This window comes from Vibrio sp. STUT-A16, from assembly GCF_026000495.1.
In the GTDB taxonomy this organism is placed as follows: Bacteria; Pseudomonadota; Gammaproteobacteria; order Enterobacterales; family Vibrionaceae; genus Vibrio; species Vibrio diabolicus.
In genome coordinates this window covers 3,167,954-3,192,474 of the sequence record NZ_AP026765.1, presented here as the reverse complement: position 1 = coordinate 3,192,474, position 24,521 = coordinate 3,167,954, and the positions used below count along the sequence as shown (strand labels likewise).

38 protein-coding genes are annotated in these 24,521 nt (G+C 45.7%); 30 read left to right on the top strand and 8 right to left on the bottom strand.

What is annotated here, in order from left to right; translation table 11 throughout:
* Window positions 1-736: 736 nt before the first annotated feature.
* The 5 genes from hslU to priA form a co-directional block, all read right to left on the bottom strand.
* Complete coding sequence (gene hslU / locus OO778_RS15120) at window positions 737-2,068, bottom strand: HslU--HslV peptidase ATPase subunit (RefSeq protein ID WP_006742475.1); 1,332 nt, start codon at window positions 2,066-2,068, stop codon at window positions 737-739.
* Between the two features lie 23 nt (window positions 2,069-2,091).
* Window positions 2,092-2,643, bottom strand: coding sequence for an ATP-dependent protease subunit HslV (gene hslV, locus OO778_RS15115; RefSeq protein ID WP_005383176.1), 552 nt, complete (start codon window positions 2,641-2,643; stop codon window positions 2,092-2,094).
* Window positions 2,644-2,758: 115 nt separating this feature from the next.
* The gene (ftsN, locus tag OO778_RS15110; protein ID WP_053809480.1) at window positions 2,759-3,307 is read right to left on the bottom strand and encodes a cell division protein FtsN; all 549 of its coding nucleotides are present in this window, start codon (window positions 3,305-3,307) and stop codon (window positions 2,759-2,761) included.
* Window positions 3,308-3,531: 224 nt separating this feature from the next.
* Window positions 3,532-4,560 (bottom strand): DNA-binding transcriptional regulator CytR, encoded by a 1,029-nt coding sequence (gene cytR, locus OO778_RS15105; protein ID WP_254901949.1) that lies wholly within the window; start codon window positions 4,558-4,560, stop codon window positions 3,532-3,534.
* 303 nt (window positions 4,561-4,863) lie between these two features.
* Window positions 4,864-7,065 carry a primosomal protein N' gene (gene priA, locus OO778_RS15100; RefSeq protein ID WP_258615842.1) on the bottom strand — a complete coding sequence of 734 codons (2,202 nt, stop codon included), beginning with the start codon at window positions 7,063-7,065 and terminating at the stop codon, window positions 4,864-4,866.
* A gap of 295 nt (window positions 7,066-7,360) precedes the next feature.
* Here priA and rpmE point away from each other — a divergent pair, with 295 nt between their 5' ends.
* The 29 genes from rpmE to rplQ all read left to right on the top strand — a co-directional run bounded on the left by rpmE (window position 7,361) and on the right by rplQ (window position 21,697).
* On the top strand, window positions 7,361-7,582 hold the full coding sequence (gene rpmE / locus OO778_RS15095; protein ID WP_005379546.1) for a 50S ribosomal protein L31: 222 nt from the start codon (window positions 7,361-7,363) through the stop codon (window positions 7,580-7,582).
* A gap of 455 nt (window positions 7,583-8,037) precedes the next feature.
* Window positions 8,038-8,349: a 30S ribosomal protein S10 gene (gene rpsJ / locus OO778_RS15090; RefSeq protein ID WP_004410492.1), complete on the top strand. Its 312-nt coding sequence runs from the start codon at window positions 8,038-8,040 to the stop codon at window positions 8,347-8,349.
* 14 nt (window positions 8,350-8,363) lie between these two features.
* Window positions 8,364-8,993: a 50S ribosomal protein L3 gene (gene rplC / locus OO778_RS15085; RefSeq protein ID WP_005379555.1), complete on the top strand. Its 630-nt coding sequence runs from the start codon at window positions 8,364-8,366 to the stop codon at window positions 8,991-8,993.
* A 17-nt stretch (window positions 8,994-9,010) separates the two neighbouring features.
* The gene (gene rplD / locus OO778_RS15080) at window positions 9,011-9,613 is read left to right on the top strand and encodes a 50S ribosomal protein L4 (RefSeq protein ID WP_005379556.1); all 603 of its coding nucleotides are present in this window, start codon (window positions 9,011-9,013) and stop codon (window positions 9,611-9,613) included.
* Window positions 9,610-9,912 carry a 50S ribosomal protein L23 gene (gene rplW, locus OO778_RS15075; protein WP_004398471.1) on the top strand — a complete coding sequence of 101 codons (303 nt, stop codon included), beginning with the start codon at window positions 9,610-9,612 and terminating at the stop codon, window positions 9,910-9,912. The genes rplD and rplW overlap by 4 nt, the downstream gene beginning before the upstream one ends.
* A gap of 15 nt (window positions 9,913-9,927) precedes the next feature.
* The gene (gene rplB, locus OO778_RS15070) at window positions 9,928-10,752 is read left to right on the top strand and encodes a 50S ribosomal protein L2 (RefSeq protein ID WP_005383168.1); all 825 of its coding nucleotides are present in this window, start codon (window positions 9,928-9,930) and stop codon (window positions 10,750-10,752) included.
* 21 nt (window positions 10,753-10,773) lie between these two features.
* Window positions 10,774-11,052, top strand: coding sequence for a 30S ribosomal protein S19 (rpsS, locus tag OO778_RS15065; protein WP_004394525.1), 279 nt, complete (start codon window positions 10,774-10,776; stop codon window positions 11,050-11,052).
* A gap of 10 nt (window positions 11,053-11,062) precedes the next feature.
* Entirely contained in the window at window positions 11,063-11,395 is a 333-nt protein-coding gene (gene rplV / locus OO778_RS15060; RefSeq protein WP_005383164.1) for a 50S ribosomal protein L22, read from the top strand.
* Window positions 11,396-11,413: 18 nt separating this feature from the next.
* The gene (rpsC, locus tag OO778_RS15055; protein WP_005383161.1) at window positions 11,414-12,112 is read left to right on the top strand and encodes a 30S ribosomal protein S3; all 699 of its coding nucleotides are present in this window, start codon (window positions 11,414-11,416) and stop codon (window positions 12,110-12,112) included.
* Between the two features lie 11 nt (window positions 12,113-12,123).
* Window positions 12,124-12,534, top strand: a complete 411-nt coding sequence (rplP, locus tag OO778_RS15050; protein WP_005379577.1) for a 50S ribosomal protein L16 — start codon at window positions 12,124-12,126, stop codon at window positions 12,532-12,534.
* Window positions 12,534-12,725 carry a 50S ribosomal protein L29 gene (rpmC, locus tag OO778_RS15045; RefSeq protein ID WP_005379576.1) on the top strand — a complete coding sequence of 64 codons (192 nt, stop codon included), beginning with the start codon at window positions 12,534-12,536 and terminating at the stop codon, window positions 12,723-12,725. Before rplP ends, rpmC begins: the two co-directional genes overlap by 1 nt.
* A complete protein-coding gene (rpsQ, locus tag OO778_RS15040; protein ID WP_005379575.1) occupies window positions 12,725-12,979 on the top strand; it encodes a 30S ribosomal protein S17 in 255 nt (84 codons plus the stop codon). Before rpmC ends, rpsQ begins: the two co-directional genes overlap by 1 nt.
* 162 nt (window positions 12,980-13,141) lie before the next feature.
* Window positions 13,142-13,513, top strand: a complete 372-nt coding sequence (rplN, locus tag OO778_RS15035) for a 50S ribosomal protein L14 (RefSeq protein WP_004410450.1) — start codon at window positions 13,142-13,144, stop codon at window positions 13,511-13,513.
* A gap of 13 nt (window positions 13,514-13,526) precedes the next feature.
* Window positions 13,527-13,844, top strand: a complete 318-nt coding sequence (rplX, locus tag OO778_RS15030) for a 50S ribosomal protein L24 (protein ID WP_005379574.1) — start codon at window positions 13,527-13,529, stop codon at window positions 13,842-13,844.
* A 23-nt stretch (window positions 13,845-13,867) separates the two neighbouring features.
* Complete coding sequence (gene rplE / locus OO778_RS15025) at window positions 13,868-14,407, top strand: 50S ribosomal protein L5 (RefSeq protein WP_005379573.1); 540 nt, start codon at window positions 13,868-13,870, stop codon at window positions 14,405-14,407.
* A gap of 17 nt (window positions 14,408-14,424) precedes the next feature.
* Window positions 14,425-14,730, top strand: coding sequence for a 30S ribosomal protein S14 (gene rpsN / locus OO778_RS15020; protein ID WP_012841173.1), 306 nt, complete (start codon window positions 14,425-14,427; stop codon window positions 14,728-14,730).
* A 29-nt stretch (window positions 14,731-14,759) separates the two neighbouring features.
* A complete protein-coding gene (gene rpsH, locus OO778_RS15015; RefSeq protein ID WP_005379572.1) occupies window positions 14,760-15,152 on the top strand; it encodes a 30S ribosomal protein S8 in 393 nt (130 codons plus the stop codon).
* A 13-nt stretch (window positions 15,153-15,165) separates the two neighbouring features.
* The gene (gene rplF, locus OO778_RS15010) at window positions 15,166-15,699 is read left to right on the top strand and encodes a 50S ribosomal protein L6 (RefSeq protein WP_005392377.1); all 534 of its coding nucleotides are present in this window, start codon (window positions 15,166-15,168) and stop codon (window positions 15,697-15,699) included.
* A gap of 9 nt (window positions 15,700-15,708) precedes the next feature.
* Complete coding sequence (gene rplR / locus OO778_RS15005; protein WP_005379568.1) at window positions 15,709-16,062, top strand: 50S ribosomal protein L18; 354 nt, start codon at window positions 15,709-15,711, stop codon at window positions 16,060-16,062.
* Window positions 16,063-16,076: 14 nt separating this feature from the next.
* On the top strand, window positions 16,077-16,580 hold the full coding sequence (gene rpsE / locus OO778_RS15000) for a 30S ribosomal protein S5 (protein WP_004745894.1): 504 nt from the start codon (window positions 16,077-16,079) through the stop codon (window positions 16,578-16,580).
* Window positions 16,581-16,587: 7 nt separating this feature from the next.
* On the top strand, window positions 16,588-16,764 hold the full coding sequence (gene rpmD / locus OO778_RS14995; protein ID WP_005379565.1) for a 50S ribosomal protein L30: 177 nt from the start codon (window positions 16,588-16,590) through the stop codon (window positions 16,762-16,764).
* Between the two features lie 5 nt (window positions 16,765-16,769).
* Entirely contained in the window at window positions 16,770-17,204 is a 435-nt protein-coding gene (gene rplO, locus OO778_RS14990; protein ID WP_005383155.1) for a 50S ribosomal protein L15, read from the top strand.
* Between the two features lie 20 nt (window positions 17,205-17,224).
* Window positions 17,225-18,559 carry a preprotein translocase subunit SecY gene (secY, locus tag OO778_RS14985; RefSeq protein WP_005379562.1) on the top strand — a complete coding sequence of 445 codons (1,335 nt, stop codon included), beginning with the start codon at window positions 17,225-17,227 and terminating at the stop codon, window positions 18,557-18,559.
* A gap of 38 nt (window positions 18,560-18,597) precedes the next feature.
* Window positions 18,598-18,711, top strand: a complete 114-nt coding sequence (gene rpmJ, locus OO778_RS14980; RefSeq protein ID WP_000868186.1) for a 50S ribosomal protein L36 — start codon at window positions 18,598-18,600, stop codon at window positions 18,709-18,711.
* A 149-nt stretch (window positions 18,712-18,860) separates the two neighbouring features.
* Window positions 18,861-19,217, top strand: a complete 357-nt coding sequence (gene rpsM, locus OO778_RS14975; protein ID WP_005383154.1) for a 30S ribosomal protein S13 — start codon at window positions 18,861-18,863, stop codon at window positions 19,215-19,217.
* Between the two features lie 18 nt (window positions 19,218-19,235).
* Window positions 19,236-19,625, top strand: coding sequence for a 30S ribosomal protein S11 (gene rpsK, locus OO778_RS14970; RefSeq protein ID WP_001118870.1), 390 nt, complete (start codon window positions 19,236-19,238; stop codon window positions 19,623-19,625).
* Window positions 19,626-19,652: 27 nt separating this feature from the next.
* Window positions 19,653-20,273 carry a 30S ribosomal protein S4 gene (gene rpsD, locus OO778_RS14965; protein WP_005383146.1) on the top strand — a complete coding sequence of 207 codons (621 nt, stop codon included), beginning with the start codon at window positions 19,653-19,655 and terminating at the stop codon, window positions 20,271-20,273.
* Between the two features lie 24 nt (window positions 20,274-20,297).
* Window positions 20,298-21,290, top strand: a complete 993-nt coding sequence (gene rpoA / locus OO778_RS14960) for a DNA-directed RNA polymerase subunit alpha (RefSeq protein WP_005383143.1) — start codon at window positions 20,298-20,300, stop codon at window positions 21,288-21,290.
* A gap of 26 nt (window positions 21,291-21,316) precedes the next feature.
* Window positions 21,317-21,697, top strand: a complete 381-nt coding sequence (gene rplQ / locus OO778_RS14955; protein ID WP_005383141.1) for a 50S ribosomal protein L17 — start codon at window positions 21,317-21,319, stop codon at window positions 21,695-21,697.
* Window positions 21,698-21,832: 135 nt separating this feature from the next.
* Here rplQ and OO778_RS14950 read toward each other — a convergent pair whose 3' ends face one another.
* Window positions 21,833-22,312: a DUF2780 domain-containing protein gene (locus tag OO778_RS14950; RefSeq protein WP_048626581.1), complete on the bottom strand. Its 480-nt coding sequence runs from the start codon at window positions 22,310-22,312 to the stop codon at window positions 21,833-21,835.
* Window positions 22,313-22,466: 154 nt separating this feature from the next.
* Complete coding sequence (locus OO778_RS14945; RefSeq protein WP_005392370.1) at window positions 22,467-23,087, bottom strand: FKBP-type peptidyl-prolyl cis-trans isomerase; 621 nt, start codon at window positions 23,085-23,087, stop codon at window positions 22,467-22,469.
* Between the two features lie 232 nt (window positions 23,088-23,319).
* Between OO778_RS14945 and OO778_RS14940 the strand changes: the two genes are divergently transcribed.
* On the top strand, window positions 23,320-23,916 hold the full coding sequence (locus OO778_RS14940) for a LysM-like peptidoglycan-binding domain-containing protein (protein ID WP_065644939.1): 597 nt from the start codon (window positions 23,320-23,322) through the stop codon (window positions 23,914-23,916).
* 85 nt (window positions 23,917-24,001) lie between these two features.
* Here OO778_RS14940 and OO778_RS14935 read toward each other — a convergent pair whose 3' ends face one another.
* Window positions 24,002-24,463: a GNAT family N-acetyltransferase gene (locus tag OO778_RS14935; protein ID WP_264911389.1), complete on the bottom strand. Its 462-nt coding sequence runs from the start codon at window positions 24,461-24,463 to the stop codon at window positions 24,002-24,004.
* Window positions 24,464-24,521 lie beyond the last annotated feature (58 nt).

The window sequence follows — 24,521 nt, the reverse complement described above, 5'->3', positions numbered from 1 at the left end:
TCAAAGTCACCGCCATTCTGAACAACGAGGAACGAGTGTGATTCAGAATCTATCGTCTGGTTGTGCTGTGATTAAGGCGAACAGGAAAGAATAAGAGTCTGCTGTTACCAGATTCTTAGTCTCGCTGGAGCTCGCTAGAATGACGAGATCTTTTGATTTAGCTGTTGTCAAAGTCACCGCCATTCTGAACAACGAGGAACGAGTGTGATTCAGAATCAATCGTCCGATTGTGCGGTGGTTAAGGTGAGCTGGAAAGAATAGGGTGTGCTGCTACTAGATTCTTAGTCTCGCTTGAGCTCGCTAGCATGACCAGATCTTTTGATTTAGATGTTGTCAAAGCCACCGTCATTCTGAACAACGAGGAACGAGTGTGATTCAGAATCTATCGTCCGATTGTGTAGTGGTGAAGGCGAGTTCGGAAGAATAGGCGTTTGCTGTTACTAGATTCTTAGTCTCGATGAGAACCCTTAGAATGACGAGATCTTTTGATTTAGATGTTGTCAAAGTAACCGTCATTCTGAAAAACGAGGAACGAGTGTGATTCAGAATCTATCGTCCGATTGTGCGGTGGTTAAGGTGAGCTGGAAAGAACAGGGTGCGCTGTTACTAGATTCTTAGTCTCGCTTGAGCTCGCTAGAATGACCAGATCTTTTGATTTAGGTGTTGTCACAGTAATCGTCATTCTAAACAAAAAGCCCAGAAACAAGTTTCTGGGCTTTGGTGGGATAGATTGCGGTTAAAGAATAAAGCGGCTTAGATCTTCATCTTCAATCGTGTCGCCTAGGCGCTCTTTCACATAAGCGGCATCGATAACAAATTTCGCGCCAGATTGCTCCGCCGCGTCGTAAGAGATTTCATCCATTAAGCGTTCCATAACGGTGTGTAAGCGACGAGCACCGATGTTTTCTGTGCTTTCGTTGACCGTCCATGCCGCTTCCGCGATTTGCGTGATGCCATCTTCTGTGAACTCGATATCCACATCTTCCGTTTTCATCAACGCAACGTACTGCTCTGTTAGAGAGGCTTTGGGCTCTGTCAGAATACGTTTGAAGTCGTTGCTGCTTAGTGCCTCTAGCTCAACACGAATTGGTAGACGACCTTGCAATTCTGGGATCAAGTCAGATGGTTTTGCCACTTGGAATGCACCAGATGCAACAAACAGAATGTGGTCTGTTTTTACCATGCCGTGCTTGGTTGATACCGTGCTGCCTTCAATCAATGGAAGTAGATCGCGCTGAACACCTTCGCGTGAAACGTCTGGGCCTGAGCTCTCACCGCGTTTACAGATCTTGTCGATCTCATCGATAAATACGATGCCGTTGTTTTCAACGTTGAAAATCGCAGCTTCTTTTAGCTCTTCTTGGTTTACCAGTTTCGCCGCTTCTTCTTCCGCTAACGCTTTCATTGCGTCTTTGATTTTCAGCTTACGCTTTTTCTTAGTGTCGCCTGCCAGGTTTTGGAACATGCCTTGCAGCTGGTTAGTCATCTCTTCCATACCTGGGGGCGCCATGATCTCTACGCCCATTTGTGGTGCGGCTACGTCGATTTCAATTTCTTTATCGTCTAGTTGGCCTTCACGCAGTTTCTTACGGAAGATCTGGCGAGTGTGAGAAGACTCTTCCGTTTGCTCTGCTTGACCCCAGCTATCACGTGCTGGTGGCAGTAGCGCATCAAGAATGCGTTCTTCCGCTTGCTCTTCAGCGCGGAATTTTACTTTTTCCATCGCTTGTTGATGCGTCATTTTTACCGCTACATCAGTCAGGTCACGGATGATGGTTTCAACTTCTTTACCAACGTAACCCACTTCTGTGAATTTTGTTGCTTCAACTTTGATGAATGGTGCATTTGCCAGTTTTGCTAGGCGGCGTGCGATTTCAGTCTTACCAACACCAGTAGGACCAATCATCAAAATGTTTTTTGGCGTCACTTCGGCACGCAAGCTTTCTTCAAGCTGCATACGGCGCCAGCGGTTACGAAGTGCAATCGCAACCGAACGCTTGGCTTTTTCTTGACCGATAATGTGGCGGTTCAATTCATGAACGATTTCGCGAGGCGTCATTTCAGACATATTCTTTCCTTACTTCGTTACGATTACGCGGTTGGTTTTTCAGGCTCTACTGTTGAGTCTAGCTCTTCTACTGTGTGGTGATGGTTAGTGAAGACACAAATATCACCCGCGATGTTGAGGGCTTTTTCCGCGATCTCACGAGCATCTAGATCTGTGTTTTCTAGTAGGGCGGTTGCTGCAGCTTGTGCGTAAGCACCACCAGAGCCAATCGCAATCAGGTCGTGTTCTGGCTGTACGACATCACCATTACCGGTAATGATTAACGATGCGGTTTCGTCGGCAACGGCAAGCAAGGCTTCGAGCTTGCGCAGAGCACGATCGCTACGCCAGTCTTTGGCTAGCTCAACCGCAGCCTTAGTTAGGTGGCCTTGGTGCATTTGCAGCTTGCTTTCGAAGCGCTCAAAAAGGGTGAAGGCATCCGCAGTGCCGCCAGCAAAGCCCGCTAGTACTTGGTTGTTATATAAGCGGCGAACTTTGCGCGCATTACCTTTCATTACGGTATTGCCTAGAGATACTTGGCCATCACCCGCGATGACGACTTTATTATTTCGACGTACAGATACAATGGTAGTCACAGTCGACCTCTTGATTATTTCTCTTTGGATTTAATTCAGTATATGGGGGAGGGGAAATAGGGATTCAAGGGGGCAAAAAGAAAGGCCCTAGGATCTTAGCTCCTAGGGCCTGAGTTTAAAGATTTTCTTTCCAAATCGCACATGGCTCGATTTTCGCGCGTTGCAGTTTATGACGGTCACGTTCTGCATCACGTTTGAACTTATACGGACCTAGCACCACGCGATACCATGAACTGCCTTCTTTCTTACGAATCTTGCTCGACATCCCTTGGAACGCGATTGCAAGCTTACGCTCTTCTGCTTGCGCCTGGGTTTTGTAAGCACCACATTGCATGATGTAAGGAATTTTAGAAACTTCAATTTCTTTGGCCACAACTTCAACTTCACGTTTCGGTAGTGACTCGACATATTCCCACTTTTCTTCTGGTGGTGGCGGCAAATCTTTTTTCGGCTTTGGTTTGCTTACAGTGGTTGTTGGCTGCTTCACGACAGGTGGTTTGGGCTCTGGGTCGCTACTCAAAAGGTAAAGACCATAGCCAAAACCACCCACAAGCAAGATAGCGAGCAGGCCACTACGCCAAGGTTTTTTTCTTCTCGGCGGTTGTTTTTTTGTCGACTTTTTTGGGGCACCTCGCCCCCGTCTTACATAATCTCTATTTGCCACGGTTATTTCTGGTCATCAAGGATTCTTGCAAATATGTTAATCCAGAACGAGTTGAGAAAACACCCTATTGATAGAATCTTGATAGCTAAAGCGCGACAACGCCCGAGTGTAGGAGTGTGTTTCCGTTCTTGCTTATATTTATTCGGGGATACACAAAAAGCAGGAGGGGCAAATAAAAAGCGGCGCCTTAGCACCGCTTTGGGTATGAATACCTAATTTTTAGGTTAAGGGCGCTGTGGTGGCGCTGCACTTCCGCGAATGACGAGGTTAGTTTCAAGTAGGCGCGAGCCTGAATGCACGTCGTGTCCTTTTAACATCTCAAGCATCATTAGCATCGCTTGTCGACCAATCTCATAGCGAGGCTGAGAGATAGTGGTCAACGGTGGATCGCAGTACTGAGCGAAGTTAATGTCATCAAAGCCCACAACAGAGAGATCTTGCGGTACTCGTAAGCCAAGCTTTTTCGCTTCTTGAATTGCGCCGATGGCCATTGTGTCACAGTGGCAGAAAATAGCCGTTGGTGGCTCTGGCAATTCGAGCAGTTTACGAACGGCTTTTGCTCCGCCATCAAAAGAGAACTCAGTAATGACACTATATTGAGGGTCTTTATTGATGCCTGCACGGCGCAAGGCTTGTTGATAACCTTGCTGGCGGAACTGACACAATATTGCCGTATCTGGACCCGAGATTTGCGCGATGCGTTTATGACCTAGCTGGGTTAGGTAATTCACCGCTTCAAATGCTGAGGTCAGGTTATCAATGTGTACTGTTGGAAGTTCTAACTCTGGCGCAAATTCACACGCCATTACCATCGGAGGTAAGTTCTTTTGCTCTGGCTTACTGACATCGAACGGTAGATCTGTGCCAAGCAGTAGCATTCCATCTGCCTGCTTAGTAAATACGAGGTTAACGAAAGAACTTTCACGTTTCTTCTGTTGTCCGCTATCGCCCAGCAGGACTAGATAGCCATGTTCCATGGCAGCATCTTCAATGCCGCGAATAATTTCAGAAAAATAAGGATCACAGATGTCGGGAACGATAGTGACAATGGTTTTTGATTCGTTTCTACGTAAGTTACGCGCTAATGAGTTTGGAGAATAACCCGCTTCAAGTACGGCATCTTCTACTCTTTTTCTCGTTGAAGAAGAGACCTTCTCTGGGTTCATTAATGCTCGAGATACCGTAGCCGTAGACACTCCCGCAAGCTGGGCAACATCCTTCATTGTCGCCATAGTTTTTAACCTCTCGTTTATTTTTTGCCAAGATGACGTTATTCCGGTTTGAAATCATAGTAATCACGCCGAGTTAGAGCAGCATTTGCTCTTCGCTCAGTTCGTGTTAACAAGTGGAAAAATGGATTCTTCACTGCGACATCAATTTGTGGGAATAGTCATTGTTTTAATCTAAGCCTGTGCGAACAAGTCACTTTAGACTTTTCTAATTTGGATAGTCTATTCATTTCTAAAGTGAAAGTTACGGTCTGTTTAACAAAAATTGCAATCCCGTCGTGATGCTCGTCACATTAAATGGTAATTCATTACATAGTTAAACGTTTGCTAGCTGAGATCTTGTGGCTCTATGTCTAAATTCCAGCGAACTTTCTTGGCATTTGGCAACAACTCAATAGCAGGTTTGGCACTGGTTAATAACTTTTGCATCAATGAACGATGCTGGGTTTGAAGTAACAGCTGCCAGCGGTATTTACCAGCCCGCTTGGCCAAAGGTGAAGGAGTGGGGCCTAACACCATGCAGGAATCATCGAACAGAGGGTGTGACTCTAACGTAAAGCGAACCTGACGCAGGAAGTCTTCAACTACCTCACTTTGGTTTGCTTCTGCTTTAAACAGAGTCAAGAAACTATAAGGCGGAAGCTGAGCCAGTTTGCGTTCTTCCAGAGCTGTCATAGCAAAGTGACGATAGTCTTTTTGAAGTAGGGCTTGCAGCAAGCTGTGCTCAGGATGGTGAGTTTGCAGGATCACTTCGCCAGGTTTACTTGCTCGGCCAGCACGACCTGCGACCTGAATAAACAGCTGAGCTAATCGCTCCGAAGCGCGAAAATCACTACTATACAAAGAGCCATCAACATCCAAAAGAGCTACGAGCGTTACATTTGGAAAGTGGTGCCCCTTAGCCAGCATTTGAGTGCCTATCAGTATTTGGTATTCACCTTTACGAATCGACTCAAGGGCATCTTCCAAGCTACCTTTGCGACGTGTGCTATCTCTGTCGATGCGAATGGCTTTGTATTCTGGAAACAACTGAGCCAATTGTTGTTCGAGCTGTTCCGTTCCTACGCCGACGGTAACCAGTTGAGTTGAACCACATCCCTGACACTGATGAATGACAGGTTGTTGTGAGCCGCAGTGATGGCAGCGTATTTCGTTGCTGTAATGGTGGAACGTATAGTACGCATCACAGCGTTTACATTCTGCAATCCAACCACATTCATGGCACATCAAAGCGGGCGAGAAACCTCGGCGGTTAAGAAACAACATAACCTGATTGCCTACTTTTAAGTGTTTGCGCATTTCGGCAATCAGTTGGGCGGATAAGCCACTTTCTAAATACTGACCTTTTACATCTAACACTTTATTGGTGGTTGGCACGGCAGAGCCAGCTCGTTGGGTGAGTGTTAAATGGTGATATTTACCAGACAGTGCATTATGTAGGGTTTCTAACGCTGGCGTCGCTGAGCCAAGGACAATCGGTACTTGCTCTTTATGGGCACGCATGACTGCGACATCACGAGCGTGGTAACGCAAGCTGTCTTGTTGCTTATACGAGGCGTCATGCTCTTCATCAACGATAATAATCCCCAAGTCAGCAAAAGGTGTCAGTAGGGCTGAGCGCGTACCAATGATGATCCCCGCGGCTTTATCGCGAGCCGATAACCAGGCGTTCAAACGCTCTGTTTCATTCAAACCGGAATGAATCACATCTACCGGGACATTAAATCGATGTTTAAAGCGGTTGATGGTTTGGGGCGTTAGACCGATCTCAGGTACTAAAACTAATGCTTGTTTCCCTTGCTCTAGAACGGGCTTGATAAGGTTTAAGTAAACTTCGGTTTTACCAGAGCCAGTTACCCCTTCTAATAAATAGCAAGCAAAGCCCGTTTGGCTATTTACGCTGGCAATCGCGAGTGCTTGTTCATGGTTAAGCTTTGGTTTCTCAACCGCACACTCTACATTTTGACTCCATTTCGTAATGGTCGGCTTTTTCTCGATGCGCTCGACCCAACCTTTTTCTTCGAGGTTTTTTAAGATGGTTGAGTTTACTTCTTGATCCAAGAGTTCTTGATGCGAGATTGGGCCGTTGACCATCATTTGGAGTGCACGCTGTTGTTTTACTGCACGTCCAAGCCCTTGCATGAGCTTATTTCTTCCTGCTTCTGTCAGTTGCCATTCTTGTAGCGTTGCAAAGTCAGCCGGCTTGCCTTTCCTCAGCGCAGCAGGCATTGCATTGTGTAGAGTGTCACCAAGAGGGTACTGATAGAACTGGCTGCACCAATTTAGCAGAGAATAAAGCGTCTCTGGCCATATCGGTTGGGAGTCTAATACCGCTTTGATTGGCTTGAGCTGATCTTTAGGAAAGTCGGAGTGGTTCACCATGGCGGTGACGATGCCGACTAAGGTTTGGCGTCCAAAAGGTACGGAAACGCGTCCACCAATGATCGGAAACAGGTGCCCCGGAATGGCGTAATCAAATTGTTTGTCGAGCGGAACGGGTAATGCCACTCTAGCAATGGTTGGACGCATAAATTCTTAGCTATTAAAAAAAGGGAAAGGAAATGAGAGTCTATTAAAATCGGTATGGAAATTCGAGTAAAGCTATGTGATTCAGCGTGAATCGCGCCTCTATGATTAGTCTGGCTAAAAAAGTGGCGAAAAAGTTGCCAAATGTGTTGATCCGAGCAATGTGATTCTTTACTATATCGCGCCTTGAGATATGGCTTCGGCAATTAGTTGATGCGGTATCCCATTTTATTATTAATTGCGTGTGGTGTGCGGCTTAGATTCGTATAGCGACACGGCCTACTATTGAGGTTATCCCATGAAAGCTGGTATCCACCCAGAATACAAAGCAGTAAAAGCGACTTGTTCTTGCGGCAACTCTTTTGAGTTCAACTCTACTCTAGGTAAAGAGTCTATCCACCTAGACGTATGTGACAAGTGTCACCCATTCTACACTGGTAAGCAACGTATCGTTGATACAGGCGGCCGTGTTGATCGCTTCAACAAGCGTTTCGGTGCACTATCAAGCGGTAAGAAATAATAGCAGCCGCTATTACGATTACAGTTTAGAAAAGGACGCTTCGGCGTCCTTTTTGTTTAATGGCTACCAAGCGAAGAGGGATGTATAGGGTTTGGAATATTCCCGATTATTTTTCACTCAGCGCTTGCAACCTAAAGTGTGATCTGTATAATGCAGCGCACTGGTTAAGCCAGTTGTGAACCAATGAGCAGTGAGGAGCGAGCAAATCTAAGGATTTGTGAGGTAATGTATACTCAGCTTATGTTCGCGGTTAATACAATTAGCTATCTTTTCTTCGGAAAAACTATCCTCAAAGGTGACTTTGGCATATAGGGATAGTTAATCGAAAATTAACTGACAATGCGTCCTAATCTTGGATGCTACGGTTTCACATAAATCAATCGGCATTCTCTCGTCTTGACGAGTTTGAGTGGCGATATTGTTTGTGTAATTTATTAAATTTGGAGCTCTGTCTCATGCAGAACCAACGTATCCGTATCCGCCTAAAAGCTTTCGATTACAAACTAATCGATGCTTCTACAGCGGAAATCGTTGAAACAGCTAAGCGCACTGGCGCACAGGTTCGTGGTCCAATCCCACTGCCAACTCGTAAAGAGCGTTTCACAGTTCTTATCTCTCCACACGTTAACAAGAAAGCACGTGACCAGTACGAAATCCGTACTCACAAGCGTCTAATCGACATCGTTGAGCCAACAGACAAGACTGTTGATGCTCTAATGCGTCTAGACCTTGCTGCGGGCGTTGACGTTCAAATTAGCCTAGGTTAAGGGAGATTAGAAGTATGATTGGTCTAATCGGTCGTAAAGTGGGCATGACCCGCGTATTTACTGAAGAAGGCGTTTCTATCCCAGTAACTGTTGTTGAGGTTGAAGCTAACCGTGTTTCTCAAGTAAAAACTCTTGAAACTGACGGCTACGCAGCAATCCAGGTTACAGCTGGTTCTAAGAAAGCTAACCGCGTAAACAAAGCTGAAGCAGGTCACTTTGCTAAAGCTGGCGTTGAAGCTGGTCGCGGTCTTTGGGAATTCCGTTTAGAAAACGGCGAAGAGTTCGAAGTTGGTTCAGAACTAACTGTTGAACTATTCAACGAAACTAAGAAAGTAGACGTTACTGGTACATCTAAGGGTAAAGGTTTCCAAGGCGCTGTTAAGCGTTGGAACTTCCGTACTCAAGATATGACTCACGGTAACTCATTGTCTCACCGTGCTCCTGGTTCTATCGGTCAATGTCAGACTCCAGGTCGCGTATTTAAAGGCAAGAAAATGGCAGGTCACATGGGTGCTGAGCGTGTAACGACTCAAAACCTAGAGATCGTACGTGTTGACGCTGAGCGCAACCTGCTTCTTATTAAAGGTGCAGTCCCAGGCGCAACTGGCGGCAACGTGATCGTTAAACCAGCTGTTAAAGCATAACGTCTCAGGAGTAAGTAATGGAACTAATGGTTAAAGGTGCCGATGCACTAACTGTTTCCGAAACTACTTTCGGACGTGAGTTTAACGAAGCTCTTGTACACCAAGTAGTTGTTGCGTACGCAGCAGGTGCTCGTCAAGGTACTCGTGCTCAAAAAACACGTTCAGAAGTTTCTGGCGGTGGCGCTAAGCCATGGCGTCAAAAAGGTACTGGCCGTGCGCGTGCTGGTACAATCCGTAGCCCAATCTGGCGTACAGGTGGTGTTACTTTTGCTGCGAAACCACAAGATCACAGCCAAAAAGTAAACAAAAAAATGTACCGTGGTGCTATGAAGAGCATTCTTTCTGAGCTTGTTCGTCAAGAGCGTCTAATCGTTGTTGATAACTTCTCAGTTGAAGCACCAAAGACTAAAGAGCTAGTTGCTAAGCTTAAAGAGCTTGAGCTAACTGACGCTCTAATCGTGACTAGCGAAGTAGATGAGAATCTATTCCTAGCTGCTCGTAACCTATACAAAGTTGACGCACGTGATGTTGCTGGTATCGATCCAGTATCTCTAATCGCGTTTGACAAAGTTGTAATGACTGCAGAAGCAGTTAAGCAAGTAGAGGAAATGCTAGCATGATCACTGAAGAGCGTATCCTAAAAGTTCTACGTGCACCGCACATCTCTGAAAAAGCAACTATGGCAGCTGAGAAAGCGAACACTATCGTTTTCAAAGTAGCTAAAGATGCGACTAAAAAAGAGATCAAAGCAGCTGTAGAAAAGCTATTTGAAGTTGAAGTTAAGTCTGTAAATACTCTTATCACTAAGGGTAAGACCAAACGTCAAGGTCTACGCCAAGGTCGCCGCAGCGACGTTAAGAAAGCGTACGTTACTTTGAAAGAAGGTCAAGATCTTGACTTCGTTGGCGGCGCGGAATAACAGGAGTAGTTAAAAATGGCTATTGTTAAATGTAAGCCGACTTCCCCTGGTCGTCGTCACGTTGTTAAAGTTGTTAACGCTGACCTACACAAGGGCAAGCCATACGCACCTCTTCTAGAGAAAAACTCTAAGAACGGTGGTCGTAACAACAAGGGTCGTATCACAGTACGTCACATCGGCGGTGGTCACAAGCACCACTACCGTGTAGTTGACTTCAAACGTACTAAAGATGGTATTCCAGCGACAGTTGAGCGTCTTGAATACGATCCAAACCGTAGCGCAAACATTGCTCTAGTTCTTTACAAAGACGGTGAGCGTCGCTACATCCTAGCACCTAAAGGTGTTGTAGCTGGTGATGTTATTCAGTCTGGTGTTGATGCACCAATCAAAGCTGGTAACACTCTACCAATGCGTAATATCCCAGTAGGTTCAACAGTACATAACGTTGAACTTAAGCCTGGTAAAGGTGGTCAGCTAGCTCGTTCGGCTGGTGCTTACGCTCAAATCGTTGCTCGCGACGGTGCGTACGTAACTATCCGTCTACGTTCTGGCGAGATGCGCAAAGTTCTTTCTGAAGGCCGTGCAACAATCGGTGAAGTTGGTAACTCTGAGCACATGCTACGTGAACTTGGTAAAGCAGGTGCATCACGTCATCGCGGTATCCGTCCAACGGTTCGTGGTGTTGTAATGAACCCGATTGACCACCCACACGGTGGTGGTGAAGGCCGTACTTCTGGTGGTCGTCACCCAGTATCTCCTTGGGGTATGCCTACTAAAGGCTTCAAGACTCGTAAGAACAAACGCACTGACAAGTACATCGTACGTCGTCGTAACAAGTAATCTATATAAAGAGGAATCGCCATGCCACGTTCTCTCAAGAAAGGTCCTTTTATTGACCTACACTTGCTGAAGAAGGTAGAGAAAGCGGTGGAAAGCGGAGACAAAAAGCCTATTAAGACTTGGTCCCGTCGTTCAATGATCATCCCTACGATGATCGGTTTGACCATCGCTGTCCATAATGGTCGTCAGCACGTACCAGTATTTGTAACTGATGAAATGATCGGTCACAAACTGGGTGAATTCGCACCAACACGTACTTACCGCGGTCACGCTGCGGATAAGAAAGCTAAGAAGCGCTAAGGAGTAAATAATGGAAGCAATTGCTAAACATAACTTTGCTCGCATTTCGCCTCAGAAAGCTCGCTTAGTTGCGGATCTAATCCGTGGTAAATCTGTTGACCAAGCTCTAGAAATCCTAACGTTCAGCAACAAAAAAGCTGCTGCACTAGTTAAGAAAGTTCTAGAGTCTGCTATCGCTAACGCGGAGCACAACGAAGGTGCAGATATTGACGATCTGAATGTCGCAAAAATCTTTGTAGATGAAGGCCCAACCATGAAGCGTATTATGCCTCGTGCTAAAGGTCGTGCGGATCGTATCTTGAAGCGTTCAAGCCACATCACTGTTGTTGTAGCAGATCGCTAGAGACTAGGAGAGTAAGCAATGGGTCAAAAAGTACATCCAAATGGTATTCGTCTAGGCATCGTTAAGCCTTGGAATGCTACATGGTTTGCTAACACCAAAGATTTCGCTGACAACCTAGACGGCGACTTCAAGGTACGTCAGTTCCTTACAAGTGAACTGAAAAAAGCGTCTCTATCACGTATCGTTATCGAGCGTCCTGCTAAGAGCATCCGTGTGACTATTCACACTGCTCGTCCAGGCGTTGTTATCGGTAAGAAAGGTGAAGACGTTGAGAAGCTACGCGCAGCTGTAGCTAAAATTGCAGGTGTACCAGCGCAAATTAACATCGCTGAAGTACGTAAGCCTGAACTAGATGCGCAACTTGTTGGTGACAGCATCGCGTCTCAGCTAGAGCGTCGTGTTATGTTCCGTCGTGCTATGAAGCGCGCAGTACAAAACGCAATGCGCCTAGGCGCTAAAGGTATCAAAGTGGAAGTAAGCGGTCGTCTAGGCGGCGCTGAAATCGCACGTTCAGAGTGGTACCGTGAAGGCCGTGTGCCTCTACACACTCTACGTGCTGACATTGATTACGCAACTTCTTCGGCTCACACTCAATACGGTGTGATCGGCATTAAAACTTGGATCTTCAAAGGTGAAATCCTAGGTGGTATGCCAGCAGCTAACGCTGTAGAGCCTAAAGGCGACAAGCCTAAGAAGCAGCGTAAAGGCCGTAAGTAAGGAGTCGACAGATGCTACAACCTAAACGTACTAAGTTCCGTAAGGTTCAGACTGGTCGTAACCGTGGTCTAGCTAAAGGTACTGATGTAAGCTTCGGCGAATTCGGTCTTAAAGCTGTTGGCCGTGGTCGTCTAACTGCTCGTCAAATCGAAGCGGCACGTCGTGCAATGACACGTCACGTTAAGCGTCAAGGTAAAATCTGGATCCGTGTGTTCCCAGACAAACCAATCACAGAAAAACCACTTGAAGTTCGTCAAGGTAAGGGTAAAGGTAACGTTGAGTACTGGGTAGCCCAAATCCAACCTGGTAAGGTTATGTACGAAATGGGTGGTGTACCTGAAGAATTGGCACGTGAAGCGTTCCGTCTTGCGGCACGTAAACTGCCTTTCAAAACTACATTTGTAACTAAGCAGGTGATGTGATGAAAGCACAAGATCTACGCGAGAAAAGCGTTGAAGAGCTTAACGCTGAGCTAATGAATTTGCTACGTGAACAGTTCAACTTGCGCATGCAAGCTGCGACTGGTCAACTACAGCAAACTCATACTCTGAAAGCTGTACGCCGTGATATCGCACGTGTGAAAACTGTTTTGACTGAGAAGGCAGGCGCATAATGAGCGAAGTAAAACGTACTCAACAAGGTCGTGTTGTTAGCGATAAGATGGACAAGTCTATCACTGTTGCTATCGAGCGTTTCGTAAAACACCCAATCTACGGTAAATACGTAAAACGTACGACTAAAGTACACGCACATGACGAGAACAACGAGTGTGGCCTAGGCGACACAGTTGAAATCGCAGAGTGTCGTCCACTGTCTAAGACTAAGTCTTGGACTTTGGTAAAAGTTCTAGAAAAGGCGAAGATTTAATCTCGTTAATTCTATGAAACTAAAGCGGCTCCAAAATATTTTTGGAGCCGTTTATTTTTTGACTACCCAATCACAAAAAAGGGTGGTACAATTCGCGTCCCTTTTAAAGAGGCAGCCCGACCCGTGATGGGTCTAGTTATTAATATTTAGCGGAGCACTAACATGATCCAAATGCAAAGTATGCTGGACGCAGCTGATAACTCAGGCGCACGCAGCGTAATGTGTATTAAGGTTCTGGGTGGCTCTCACCGCCGTTATGCACATATCGGTGACGTCATCAAAGTTACTGTGAAGGAAGCAATCCCTCGCGGTAAAGTTAAAAAAGGTGATGTTCTGAAGGCGGTGGTAGTGCGCACCCGTAAAGGCGTACGTCGTCCTGACGGTTCTGTCATTCGCTTCGACCGAAATGCTTGCGTATTGCTAAACGACAATACTGAGCAACCAATCGGTACACGTATCTTTGGTCCTGTGACACGCGAACTTCGTGGCGATAAGTTCATGAAGATCGTTTCACTGGCTCCAGAAGTTCTGTAAGGAGCACGTAGAAATGGCAGCTAAAATCCGTCGTAATGACGAAGTAATCGTTCTTGCTGGTAAAGACAAAGGCAAGAAAGGTAAAGTAACTAAGGTTCTAGCAACTGGTAAAGTTATCGTTGAAGGTATCAACCTAGTTAAGAAGCATCAGAAACCTGTTCCAGCTATGGGTATCCAAGGCGGTATCGTAGAGCAAGAAGCAGCAATCGACGTTTCTAACGTGGCGATTTTCAACGCAGCTACTGGTAAAGCTGACCGTATCGGTTTCCGTTTTGAAGACGGCAAAAAAGTTCGTTTCTTCAAGTCTAACGGCGAAACCGTTTCTAACTAATAGAAGTAATTTGGAGTTCTACTATGGCGAAACTGCATGATTACTACAAGTCGTCTGTAGTCGCTGAACTGACCAAACAGTTCGGTTACACAAGCGTCATGCAAGTCCCTAGAATCGAGAAAATCACCCTAAACATGGGTGTTGGTGAAGCAATCAACGATAAGAAACTGCTAGAAAATGCAGCGTCTGATATGGCAACGATCTCTGGTCAAAAGCCACTTATCACAAAAGCGCGCAAATCTGTTGCAGGTTTCAAAATCCGTGAAGGCTACCCTATCGGTTGTAAAGTAACCTTGCGTGGCGAACGTATGTGGGATTTTCTTGAGCGTTTAATTAACATCGCTCTTCCACGTGTACGTGACTTCCGTGGTGTTAGCGCTAAGTCTTTTGACGGTCGCGGTAACTACAGCATGGGCGTTCGCGAGCAAATCATCTTCCCGGAAATCGACTTTGATAAAGTTGATCGTGTACGCGGTTTAGACATCACTATTACGACGTCTGCTGGTACTGATGAGGAAGGCCGTGCTCTGCTGGCTGCCTTTAACTTCCCATTCCGTAAGTAAGGTGAAGGGTTACTGTTATGGCTAAACAATCAATGAAAGCACGTGAAGCTAAACGTGCACAGCTAGTAGCTAAGTTCGCTGAAAAGCGTGCAGCGCTAAAAGCTATCATCAGCGATGTAAACGCATCTGAAGAAGATCGTTGGAACGCGGTTCTTACACTGCAATCTCTTCCACGTGATTCAAGTGCATCACGTCAGCGCAACCGTTGCAACCAAACTGGTCGTCCACACGGTTACCTACGTAAGTTCGGTCTAAGCCGTATTAAGGTTCGTGAAGCTTGCATGAAAGGCGAGATTCCGGGTCTTCGTAAGGCTAGCTGGTAATTGCCACTTAATCATTTGGAGTAAATCATATGAGCATGCAAGATCCGATTTCGGATATGCTGACCCGCGTTCGTAACGGTCAGGCAGCAAACAAAGTTGCTGTAAAAATGCCTTCTTCAAAGCTTAAAGTTGCAATTGCTGCACTACTAAAAGCTGAAGGTTACATCGTTGACTTCGCTGTTGAAGGCGAAGCAAAACCTGAGCTAGAAGTTACACTTAAGTACTTCCAAGCTAAACCAGTAATCGAGCAACTTAAACGTGTTTCTCGTCCAGGTCTACGTGTTTACAAGAAGAAAGATGAACTTCCTTCTGTAATGGGTGGTCTTGGTATTGCTATCGTTTCAACTTCCAAGGGTCTTATGTCAGACCGCGCTGCACGTAAAGCAGGTCTTGGTGGTGAAATCATCGCTTACGTAGCTTAATAAGGAGTAGACTATGTCTCGTGTTGCAAAAGCACCTGTCGCTATTCCAGCTGGCGTAGAGGTGAAACTAAACGGCCAAGAAATCACTGTAAAAGGTGCGAAAGGCGAACTAACTCGCGTTCTTAACGATGCAGTTGTAATCGCTCAGGAAGAAAATAACCTGACTTTCGGTCCTAAAGAAGGTGTTGCTAACGCATGGGCTCAAGCAGGTACTGCTCGCGCTCTAGTTAACAACATGGTTGTTGGTGTTACTGAAGGCTTTACTAAGAAGCTAACTCTTAAAGGTGTAGGTTACCGTGCTGCTATCAAAGGCAACGCTGTAGGTCTAACACTAGGCTTCTCACACCCAGTTGAGCACGAGTTGCCAGCGGGTATTAAAGCTGAATGTCCAAGCCAAACTGAAATCGTGATCACTGGTGCTGACAAGCAACTAGTTGGTCAAGTTGCGGCTGACATTCGTTCTTACCGTGAGCCTGAGCCATACAAAGGCAAAGGTGTTCGTTACGCAGATGAAAATGTGCGTACTAAAGAAGCTAAGAAGAAGTAAGGTAACACTATGGATAAGAAAGCATCTCGCATCCGTCGTGCTACACGTGCACGTCGTAAGATTGCAGAACTGGGTGCGACTCGCCTAGTTGTACACCGTACTCCTCGTCACGTGTACGCACAGGTTATCGCGGCTAACGGCTCTGAGGTTATCGCAGCAGCTTCTACTGTAGAAAAAGCGATCCGTGAGCAAGTGAAATACACTGGTAACGTTGATGCAGCTAAAGCAGTGGGTAAAGCTATTGCTGAGCGCGCTCTTGAGAAGGGCGTAACTGCAGTTGCATTTGATCGTTCTGGTTTCCAATACCACGGTCGAGTAGCGGCGCTAGCAGAATCTGCTCGCGAAGCTGGTCTGAAATTCTAAGGTAGGGTTGGAAGATGGCTAAAGAACAACAAGTTCAAGCGAATGATTTGCAAGAAAAGCTAATCGCAGTTAACCGCGTATCTAAGACGGTTAAAGGCGGTCGAATCATGAGCTTCACTGCACTAACAGTAGTTGGTGACGGTAATGGTCGTGTAGGTTTCGGTTACGGCAAAGCTCGTGAAGTACCTGCAGCGATTCAAAAAGCAATGGAAAAAGCGCGTCGTAACATGACTACGATCGCTCTAAACGAAGGCACTCTTCACCACCCAGTGAAAGGTCGCCATTCGGGCTCTAAAGTTTACATGCAGCCTGCTGCAGAAGGTACTGGTGTTATCGCAGGTGGTGCGATGCGTGCAGTACTAGAAGTTGCTGGTGTACACAACGTACTATCTAAAGCGTACGGTTCTACGAACCCTATCAACATCGTTCGTGCAACGATCGATGCACTAGGTAGCATGAAGTCACCAGAAATGGTTGCTGCTAAACGTGGTCTAACTGTTGAATCTATTTCGGAGTAAGAACACCATGGCAACTATTAAAGTAACTCAAACTAAAAGCTCAATTGGTCGTCTGCCAAAGCACAAAGCTACTTTGCGCGGTCTAGGTCTTCGTAAAATCAACCACACAGTAGAACTTGAAGATACTCCGTGTATTCGCGGTATGATCAACAAGGTTTACTACATGGTTAAAGTTGAGGAGTAATCAGAATGCGTTTGAATACTCTAGCACCGGCTGCTGGCGCGAAAACTTCTGCGAAGCGAGTAGGTCGTGGTATCGGTTCAGGCCTAGGTAAAACTGGTGGCCGTGGTCACAAAGGTCAAAAATCACGTTCTGGCGGCAGTGTTCGTCCAGGTTTCGAAGGCGGTCAGATGCCTCTGAAACAACGTCTACCAAAATTCGGTTTCACTTCTCGTAAGAGCCTAGTGTCTGCTGAAGTTCGTCTAGCTGAGCTAGCGAAAGTTTCTGGTGACGTAGTTGATCTAAACAGTCTTAAAGCTGCTAACATCATCACTAAGAACATCGAATTTGTAAAAGTTGTTCTTTCTGGTGAAATCAACAAAGCAGTGACTGTGAAAGGTCTACGTGTGACTAAAGGCGCTAAAGCTGCAATCGAAGCTGCAGGCGGTAAAATCGAGGAATAATCTCGAGGAACGAGGTACAGATGGCTAAGAAACCAGGACAAGATTTTCGTAGTGCTCAGAGCGGCTTAAGTGAACTAAAGTCGCGCTTGTTATTCGTAATTGGTGCACTTTTAGTATTCCGAGCCGGCTCCTTTGTGCCGATTCCTGGTATTGACGCTGCTGTACTTGCCGATTTGTTCGAACAGCAAAAAGGTACCATCGTTGAAATGTTTAACATGTTCTCCGGTGGTGCTCTTGAGCGTGCATCTATATTAGCATTGGGCATCATGCCGTATATTTCGGCATCTATTGTTGTCCAATTGCTAACTGTAGTTCATCCAGCGTTAGCTGAACTCAAAAAAGAGGGTGAAGCAGGCCGTCGTAAGATCAGCCAATACACACGCTACGGCACGCTTGTACTTGCAACCTTCCAAGCTATAGGTATTGCAACTGGCCTACCAAACATGGTCGACAATCTGGTTGTTATCAACCAAACCATGTTTACGCTAATTGCTACCGTAAGTTTAGTAACCGGTACCATGTTCTTAATGTGGTTAGGTGAACAAATTACAGAGCGAGGAATTGGTAACGGTATTTCGATACTGATTTTTGCAGGTATTGTTGCTGGATTGCCTTCTGCAATCGGTCAAACAATCGAGCAAGCGCGTCAAGGTGAATTGCATGTACTTCTTCTGTTGCTAATCGCGGTATTAGCTTTTGCAGTCATTTACTTCGTTGTTTTCATGGAACGTGGTCAACGCCGAATCGTCGTTAACTACGCGAAGCGTCAACAAGGTCGTAAAGTATTTGCTGCGCAAAGCTCGCATCTGCCTCTTAAAATTAACATGGCAGGTGTAATTCCAGCGATTTTTGCATCAAGCATTATCTTGTTCCCAGGAACATTGGCTCAGTGGTTTGGTCAAAACGGCGAGAGCAGCGCGTTCGGTTGGTTAACTGACGTGTCTTTGGCTCTTAGCCCAGGTCAACCGTTGTATGTAATGCTTTATGCAGCAGCAATTATCTTCTTCTGTTTCTTCTACACGGCGTTGGTTTTCAACCCGCGTGAAACAGCAGATAACTTGAAGAAGTCTGGTGCATTCGTACCCGGTATCCGCCCAGGTGAGCAGACAGCGAAGTACATTGATAAAGTAATGACACGTTTAACCCTTGCTGGTGCACTGTACATTACCTTTATCTGTCTGATTCCCGAGTTCATGATGGTCGCGTGGAACGTACGTTTCTACTTCGGCGGTACATCGCTACTAATCGTAGTTGTTGTAATTATGGACTTTATGGCACAGGTACAGACTCATCTGATGTCTCAACAGTATGATTCTGTGTTGAAGAAAGCGAATCTGAAAGGCTACGGCCGTTAATCCGGCGGTAGACTCAGTTTCATTTACGGAGTTTAGCAATGAAAGTTCGTGCTTCCGTTAAAAAAATCTGCCGTAACTGTAAAGTAATCAAGCGTAACGGTGTCGTTCGCGTGATTTGCAGTGAGCCAAAGCACAAACAGCGCCAAGGCTAATTAGCAGAAATTTTTACTTGAAAATGAAGGTTGGGTCGAGTATATTCCTCGGCCTACCTTTTGCGTGCAAAAGAAGTAGTATTCCGCAGCGTATCCATAACGGGCTTTGCTGCGGCTAATTCTTTTATAGAAACACTTAGGAGTGAATAATGGCCCGTATAGCAGGCATTAACATTCCTGATCAGAAACATGCAGTAATCGCTCTAACAGCGATCTACGGCATCGGTAAAACTCGCTCTCAAGCTATCCTAGCTGAAGTGGGTATTGCTGAAAATGTTAAGATCAGTGAACTAACTGAAGAGCAGATCGATCAACTGCGTGATGGTGTAGCTAAGTACACTGTAGAAGGTGATCTACGTCGTGAAGTATCTATGAACATCAAGCGTCTTATGGACCTTGGCTGTTACCGTGGTCTTCGTCATCGTCGCAGTCTACCACTACGTGGACAGCGTACTAAAACCAACGCTCGCACCCGTAAGGGTCCGCGTAAGCCGATCAAGAAATAATCGGGAAGGTAGAGTACAATGGCTAAACAACCAACTCGCGCTCGTAAGCGCGTACGCAAGCAAGTTGCAGATGGCGTTGCGCACATCCATGCTTCTTTCAATAACACAATCGTAACCATTACTGACCGTCAAGGTAACGCTCTTGCATGGGCTACTGCAGGTGGTTCTGGTTTCCGTGGTTCTCGTAAGTCTACTCCGTTCGCTGCACAGGTTGCTGCTGAGCGTTGTGCTGAAATGGCTAAAGAATACGGCCTAAAGAACTTGGAAGTTATGGTTAAGGGTCCTGGTCCAGGTCGCGAATCTACTGTTCGTGCACTAAACGCCGCTGGTTTCCGCATCACAAACATCGTTGATGCTACACCAATCCCTCATAACGGTTGTCGTCCACCTAAGAAACGTCGCGTATAACGTTTCTAGGACAATTGGAGAAGAATCATGGCAAGATATTTGGGTCCTAAGCTGAAGCTTAGCCGTCGTGAAGGCACTGACTTATTCCTTAAGTCTGGTGTTCGCGCGATCGATACCAAGTGTAAAATTGATAACGCACCAGGTGTACACGGCGCTCGTCGCGGTCGTCTATCTGAGTATGGCGTTCAGCTTCGTGAGAAGCAAAAAGTACGTCGTATGTACGGCGTTCTAGAAAAACAATTCCGTAACTACTACAAAGAAGCTGCTCGCCTAAAAGGCAACACTGGTGAAAACCTACTTCAGCTTCTTGAAGGTCGTCTTGATAACGTAGTTTACCGCATGGGCTTTGGTGCAACTCGCGCAGAAGCACGTCAGCTAGTTAGCCACAAAGCTATCCTAGTAAACGGTAAAGTTGTAAACGTTCCTTCTTTCAAAGTAGCGGCTAATGACGTTGTTTCTATTCGCGAGAAAGCTAAACAGCAAGCTCGTATTAAAGCGGCTCTAGAAGTTGCTGAACAACGTGAAAAACCAACTTGGATTGAAGTAGATGGTGGCAAGATGGAAGGTACATTCAAGCGTATGCCTGAGCGTTCTGATCTATCAGCTGACATCAACGAACAATTGATCGTCGAGCTTTACTCTAAGTAAGGTTTAAACTAAAGAGAGGACACAATGCAGGGTTCTGTAACAGAATTTCTTAAGCCACGTCTAGTTGACATCGAACAAATCAGCTCGACTCACGCAAAAGTAACTCTTGAGCCATTAGAGCGTGGCTTTGGTCATACTCTGGGTAATGCACTTCGCCGCATTCTTCTATCTTCTATGCCTGGTTGTGCAGTGACAGAAGTAGAAATCGAAGGCGTACTTCACGAGTACAGCACTAAAGAAGGTGTACAAGAAGATATTCTTGAAATCCTTCTAAACCTTAAAGGTTTGGCAGTGCGTGTTGCTGAAGGCAAAGATGAAGTGTTCATTACTTTGAACAAATCAGGCTCGGGCCCTGTGGTTGCAGGTGACATCACCCATGATGGTGATGTAGAGATCGCTAACCCTGAACACGTTATTTGTCACCTAACGGATGACAACGCTGAAATCGCAATGCGTATTAAAGTAGAACGTGGTCGTGGTTATGTTCCAGCTTCTGCGCGTATCCATAACGAAGAAGACGAGCGTCCAATCGGTCGCCTACTAGTAGATGCTACTTACAGCCCAGTAGACAAAATTGCCTACGCTGTAGAAGCAGCTCGTGTAGAACAGCGCACTGATCTAGACAAGCTTGTTATCGATATGGAAACAAACGGTACTCTAGAACCTGAGGAAGCAATCCGTCGTGCAGCTACAATCCTAGCTGAACAATTGGATGCATTCGTAGATCTTCGTGATGTACGAGTTCCTGAGGAGAAAGAAGAGAAGCCAGAATTCGATCCGATCCTACTGCGTCCTGTAGACGATCTTGAACTAACAGTTCGCTCTGCTAACTGTCTGAAAGCAGAAGCGATTCACTACATCGGTGATCTAGTACAACGTACTGAGGTTGAGCTACTTAAAACGCCTAACCTTGGTAAAAAATCTCTTACTGAGATTAAAGACGTACTTGCGTCACGTGGTCTGTCTCTGGGCATGCGCCTAGAAAACTGGCCACCTGCATCAATCGCTGAAGATTAATCGATACTAGTTAGAAGGATTAGGTCATGCGCCATCGTAAGAGTGGTCGTCAACTCAACCGCAACAGCTCACATCGCAAAGCGATGTTCAGCAACATGGCTAGCTCTCTAGTACGTCATGAAGTTATCAAGACTACTTTGCCAAAAGCAAAAGAGCTACGTCGCGTAGTTGAGCCTTTGATTACACTAGCTAAGACTGACAGTGTTGCTAACCGTCGTCTAGCATTTGCACGTACTCGTGACAACGAAGTAGTTGCAAAACTATTTAACGAACTAGGTCCACGTTTTGCTGCTCGTCAGGGCGGTTACACTCGTATCCTAAAAGCTGGCTTCCGTGCTGGTGATAAAGCTCCAATGGCTTACATTGAGCTTGTAGATCGCCCAGCTGCTGAAGAAGCTGCTGAGTAATCAGTTCGTAAGAACGAGAAAGCCGAGCGTTAGCTCGGCTTTTTTGTATCTGCGATTCAGTAAATCTTTATATCCAGCCTGCATTTATTTTACTCCATGCAGACTGGCAATTTAAAAAGTGATTATCACTTGCGCTTATTTACTACTATTCCACAACCCGCCCAACGAACTTAGAAGTCCCTCGCTGGCGCCTTGTTTGTTCAAGTAATCCAAGATTACTGGAGCAAACTGACTGATCATAGAGGGGTCTAAACCCAACGTATCGAATGCACTTTTTACTGCACTGATATTCTCAATATTCCCCAGTAAGCTTTGTGCTCCTTGCAAGTTTGAAAGCCCAGGAATCAAAGACTGTAATTCACTGCTATTTTCTTGTGAAAGCTGGCTTTGAGCCAAAGCGAGTAGTGCGCCACTACCTCCAGCCGCTTGTTCTGTAGATACAGGTAATTGGCTAGTTAGCATGTCTGTCAATGGAGACGACTCAGTGTTCAGGCTACTACCTACCATATCCATTAGGCCACTTTCTTTACTTTTTTGCGTGACGGAATCTAAGAATGCGTGTGCACTACCAATGTTCATTGATAATAGTGCCAGAGTCAGGAGTGTTTTACGCATAGTACCTCCGAAGGTTGAGCGTTTTTAACGTGATTTTATTGTTTTAAAGGCTATCAGAATGAAAGGTTTAGAGGTGAGAAAGTCTATTCAGTTTAGACAAAAAAAACGGCGCTAATGCGCCGTTTTATTAAATCATAATTGAAAATGGTTTCAATTAAAGAATATCTAGTAGTTCTACTTCGAAAACTAGTGCTGCGAATGGAGGGATAGCTGCACCAGCGCCACGCTCACCGTACGCAAGGTCTTGTGGTACGTATAGTTTCCACTTAGAACCAACAGGCATTAGTTGTAGTGCTTCTACCCAGCCTTTGATTACGCCTGTAACAGGGAATTCAGCTGGCTGACCGCGAGATACAGAGCTATCGAATACAGTACCGTCAGTTAGCTCACCGTGGTAGTGAACGCGAACTGAGCTTTCTGCTGTTGGAACTGCACCAGTACCTTCAGAAATGATTTCGTACTGAAGGCCAGAGTCTAGAACGTTAACTTCAGGGCGTAGTGCGTTGTCTTTTAGGAACGCTTCGCCTTCTGCTGCTGCAATTTTCGCTGCTTCTTGGCGAGCGGTTTCTGCACGAGTGTGAAGTTCTTGTAGTGCTTTGTTGATTTCATCAATTTCGATTGATGGCATGTCACCAGTTAGTGCTGTTGCAATACCCGCTGCGATAGCATCAACGCTAAGACCTTCAAGACCAGAACCTGCAAGTTGCTGACCCATTTGCAGACCAATGCCGTAGCTTGCTTTTTGTTCTGCAGTTTCAAATTTAATTTCAGACATGAATGTCGCTCTTGTTAGGAGTGATAAAGGCAACAGGATATCAGTTTCGAGCTTAGGTTTAAATGATTGCGACTGAATGCTTAATTGAGGCGGCCAGGGTGTGACTTATCTCTTACTCCAAGTGAAATTTCTGCTAATTTAATCCAAATTCCATTTTAGTTTAGTGAAAAACATATACTCTCCGCGTCGGTATTTTTATACTGGCAGTAGAAGTATTAAGGGACTCATTAAAATGAATCGTCGCAGAAAGAAAAAGCAGCAAGTCGACTATGTCGAATTGGTTAAACAAAAATTCGCTGCTATCGACTGGAAGCAGCCGTTCAACAAAGAGCAGTGGTTGGAGCGTATACAGCCTGTTAAGCAGTTTTGGCTGCGCCTACCGAAATTCCATCAGCGAGCTTTGATGGTTTTAGTACCATTGATTCTGGTACTCCTTGTTATTCCTTTGCCGAATAAAACAGAACAATCAGTTGAGCAAGCTGAGGTCGATCATCAGCGCGTAACGATTCAGCTGAACGCACAGAGTTTAAGCCAGCAAAGAACCTCTCAGAATTCTGGGCCGAAATCCGAAGACTGGAAAGAGTACACGGTTAAAAATGGCGACACGTTAGCGCAGGTTTTCAGAAGTAATAAGCTCTCGATGGCGGATCTTAGCGCTCTAGTAAAAATCGAAGGCAGTGATAAGCCGCTGAGCCAAATTAAACAAGGACAATTGATTCGCTTTAAGCTTAGCGATGAAGGCGAGTTGGATATGCTACAACTAGAAAAAAGCGGCCGGTCCGTCATGTTTTTCCGCTTATCGGATGGGACCTTTGGGCGCAATAAGTAGATGCTTCAAATGAGCTAAAGACGCGAAGGTATCGCGTCTTTTTAGTTTATCTATCTTTGAATTAGTTGACCTAGCAATGAAGGCGTTATATCGCTACGGCTTCTTTTCGCATATCCACATGAGGAATACCATCCTCTAGGTAGCTATCAGAAATAACTTTGAATCCATGACTCGCATAAAACTGGATGAGATGCTCTTGAGCTCCTATATCAATCGCCTGTCCGGGCCACAATATTTCACACTGTGTTAGTGCCTCTTCCAGCAATTTATGACCCAGACCATCACCACGCGCAGTTTGTTTGGTGACGACTCGACCAATGCTCACATTGTCATACGTCGTGCCAGCGGGTAGCAATCGTGCGCAAGCAACCAGTTCATCACCGTGGTAACCTATTAGATGATAAACACCTTCCAGTGTGTCTTTGCCATCCAGTTCAGGATAAGGGCAGGTTTGTTCAACGACGAATACATCCACACGTAATTTCATCATTGTATACAATTGTGTGGTTGTCAGTTGAGCAAAGGGCAAAGTAATCCAAGTGAGCATGTTGTCATCCGTCATGAGAGTAGAGTGACTGACTTTACTTTGTTTTGTACTCATACTC

What these genes read in the sequence shown, in the direction of transcription:
- rplD (WP_005379556.1), top strand. Translation starts at nt 9,011, where the DNA reads ATGGAACTAATGGTTAAAGGTGCCGATGCACTAACTGTTTCCGAAACT.
- rpsM (WP_005383154.1), top strand. Translation starts at nt 18,861, where the DNA reads ATGGCCCGTATAGCAGGCATTAACATTCCTGATCAGAAACATGCAGTA.
- rpsC (WP_005383161.1), top strand. Translation starts at nt 11,414, where the DNA reads ATGGGTCAAAAAGTACATCCAAATGGTATTCGTCTAGGCATCGTTAAG.
- OO778_RS14945 (WP_005392370.1), bottom strand. Translation starts at nt 23,087, where the DNA reads ATGTCTGAAATTAAATTTGAAACTGCAGAACAAAAAGCAAGCTACGGC.
- rpmD (WP_005379565.1), top strand. Translation starts at nt 16,588, where the DNA reads ATGGCAACTATTAAAGTAACTCAAACTAAAAGCTCAATTGGTCGTCTG.
- rpsJ (WP_004410492.1), top strand. Translation starts at nt 8,038, where the DNA reads ATGCAGAACCAACGTATCCGTATCCGCCTAAAAGCTTTCGATTACAAA.
- rpsH (WP_005379572.1), top strand. Translation starts at nt 14,760, where the DNA reads ATGAGCATGCAAGATCCGATTTCGGATATGCTGACCCGCGTTCGTAAC.
- rplC (WP_005379555.1), top strand. Translation starts at nt 8,364, where the DNA reads ATGATTGGTCTAATCGGTCGTAAAGTGGGCATGACCCGCGTATTTACT.
- OO778_RS14935 (WP_264911389.1), bottom strand. Translation starts at nt 24,463, where the DNA reads ATGCTCACTTGGATTACTTTGCCCTTTGCTCAACTGACAACCACACAA.
- rpsK (WP_001118870.1), top strand. Translation starts at nt 19,236, where the DNA reads ATGGCTAAACAACCAACTCGCGCTCGTAAGCGCGTACGCAAGCAAGTT.
- OO778_RS14940 (WP_065644939.1), top strand. Translation starts at nt 23,320, where the DNA reads ATGAATCGTCGCAGAAAGAAAAAGCAGCAAGTCGACTATGTCGAATTG.
- rplQ (WP_005383141.1), top strand. Translation starts at nt 21,317, where the DNA reads ATGCGCCATCGTAAGAGTGGTCGTCAACTCAACCGCAACAGCTCACAT.
- rplR (WP_005379568.1), top strand. Translation starts at nt 15,709, where the DNA reads ATGGATAAGAAAGCATCTCGCATCCGTCGTGCTACACGTGCACGTCGT.
- rpmE (WP_005379546.1), top strand. Translation starts at nt 7,361, where the DNA reads ATGAAAGCTGGTATCCACCCAGAATACAAAGCAGTAAAAGCGACTTGT.
- rplX (WP_005379574.1), top strand. Translation starts at nt 13,527, where the DNA reads ATGGCAGCTAAAATCCGTCGTAATGACGAAGTAATCGTTCTTGCTGGT.
- rpsS (WP_004394525.1), top strand. Translation starts at nt 10,774, where the DNA reads ATGCCACGTTCTCTCAAGAAAGGTCCTTTTATTGACCTACACTTGCTG.
- rpsN (WP_012841173.1), top strand. Translation starts at nt 14,425, where the DNA reads ATGGCTAAACAATCAATGAAAGCACGTGAAGCTAAACGTGCACAGCTA.
- secY (WP_005379562.1), top strand. Translation starts at nt 17,225, where the DNA reads ATGGCTAAGAAACCAGGACAAGATTTTCGTAGTGCTCAGAGCGGCTTA.
- hslU (WP_006742475.1), bottom strand. Translation starts at nt 2,068, where the DNA reads ATGTCTGAAATGACGCCTCGCGAAATCGTTCATGAATTGAACCGCCAC.
- priA (WP_258615842.1), bottom strand. Translation starts at nt 7,065, where the DNA reads ATGCGTCCAACCATTGCTAGAGTGGCATTACCCGTTCCGCTCGACAAA.
- rpsD (WP_005383146.1), top strand. Translation starts at nt 19,653, where the DNA reads ATGGCAAGATATTTGGGTCCTAAGCTGAAGCTTAGCCGTCGTGAAGGC.
- rplE (WP_005379573.1), top strand. Translation starts at nt 13,868, where the DNA reads ATGGCGAAACTGCATGATTACTACAAGTCGTCTGTAGTCGCTGAACTG.
- rplO (WP_005383155.1), top strand. Translation starts at nt 16,770, where the DNA reads ATGCGTTTGAATACTCTAGCACCGGCTGCTGGCGCGAAAACTTCTGCG.
- rplP (WP_005379577.1), top strand. Translation starts at nt 12,124, where the DNA reads ATGCTACAACCTAAACGTACTAAGTTCCGTAAGGTTCAGACTGGTCGT.
- rplF (WP_005392377.1), top strand. Translation starts at nt 15,166, where the DNA reads ATGTCTCGTGTTGCAAAAGCACCTGTCGCTATTCCAGCTGGCGTAGAG.
- OO778_RS14950 (WP_048626581.1), bottom strand. Translation starts at nt 22,312, where the DNA reads ATGCGTAAAACACTCCTGACTCTGGCACTATTATCAATGAACATTGGT.
- rpsQ (WP_005379575.1), top strand. Translation starts at nt 12,725, where the DNA reads ATGAGCGAAGTAAAACGTACTCAACAAGGTCGTGTTGTTAGCGATAAG.
- rplN (WP_004410450.1), top strand. Translation starts at nt 13,142, where the DNA reads ATGATCCAAATGCAAAGTATGCTGGACGCAGCTGATAACTCAGGCGCA.
- rpmC (WP_005379576.1), top strand. Translation starts at nt 12,534, where the DNA reads ATGAAAGCACAAGATCTACGCGAGAAAAGCGTTGAAGAGCTTAACGCT.
- rpmJ (WP_000868186.1), top strand. Translation starts at nt 18,598, where the DNA reads ATGAAAGTTCGTGCTTCCGTTAAAAAAATCTGCCGTAACTGTAAAGTA.
- rplB (WP_005383168.1), top strand. Translation starts at nt 9,928, where the DNA reads ATGGCTATTGTTAAATGTAAGCCGACTTCCCCTGGTCGTCGTCACGTT.
- rplV (WP_005383164.1), top strand. Translation starts at nt 11,063, where the DNA reads ATGGAAGCAATTGCTAAACATAACTTTGCTCGCATTTCGCCTCAGAAA.
- rplW (WP_004398471.1), top strand. Translation starts at nt 9,610, where the DNA reads ATGATCACTGAAGAGCGTATCCTAAAAGTTCTACGTGCACCGCACATC.
- rpoA (WP_005383143.1), top strand. Translation starts at nt 20,298, where the DNA reads ATGCAGGGTTCTGTAACAGAATTTCTTAAGCCACGTCTAGTTGACATC.
- rpsE (WP_004745894.1), top strand. Translation starts at nt 16,077, where the DNA reads ATGGCTAAAGAACAACAAGTTCAAGCGAATGATTTGCAAGAAAAGCTA.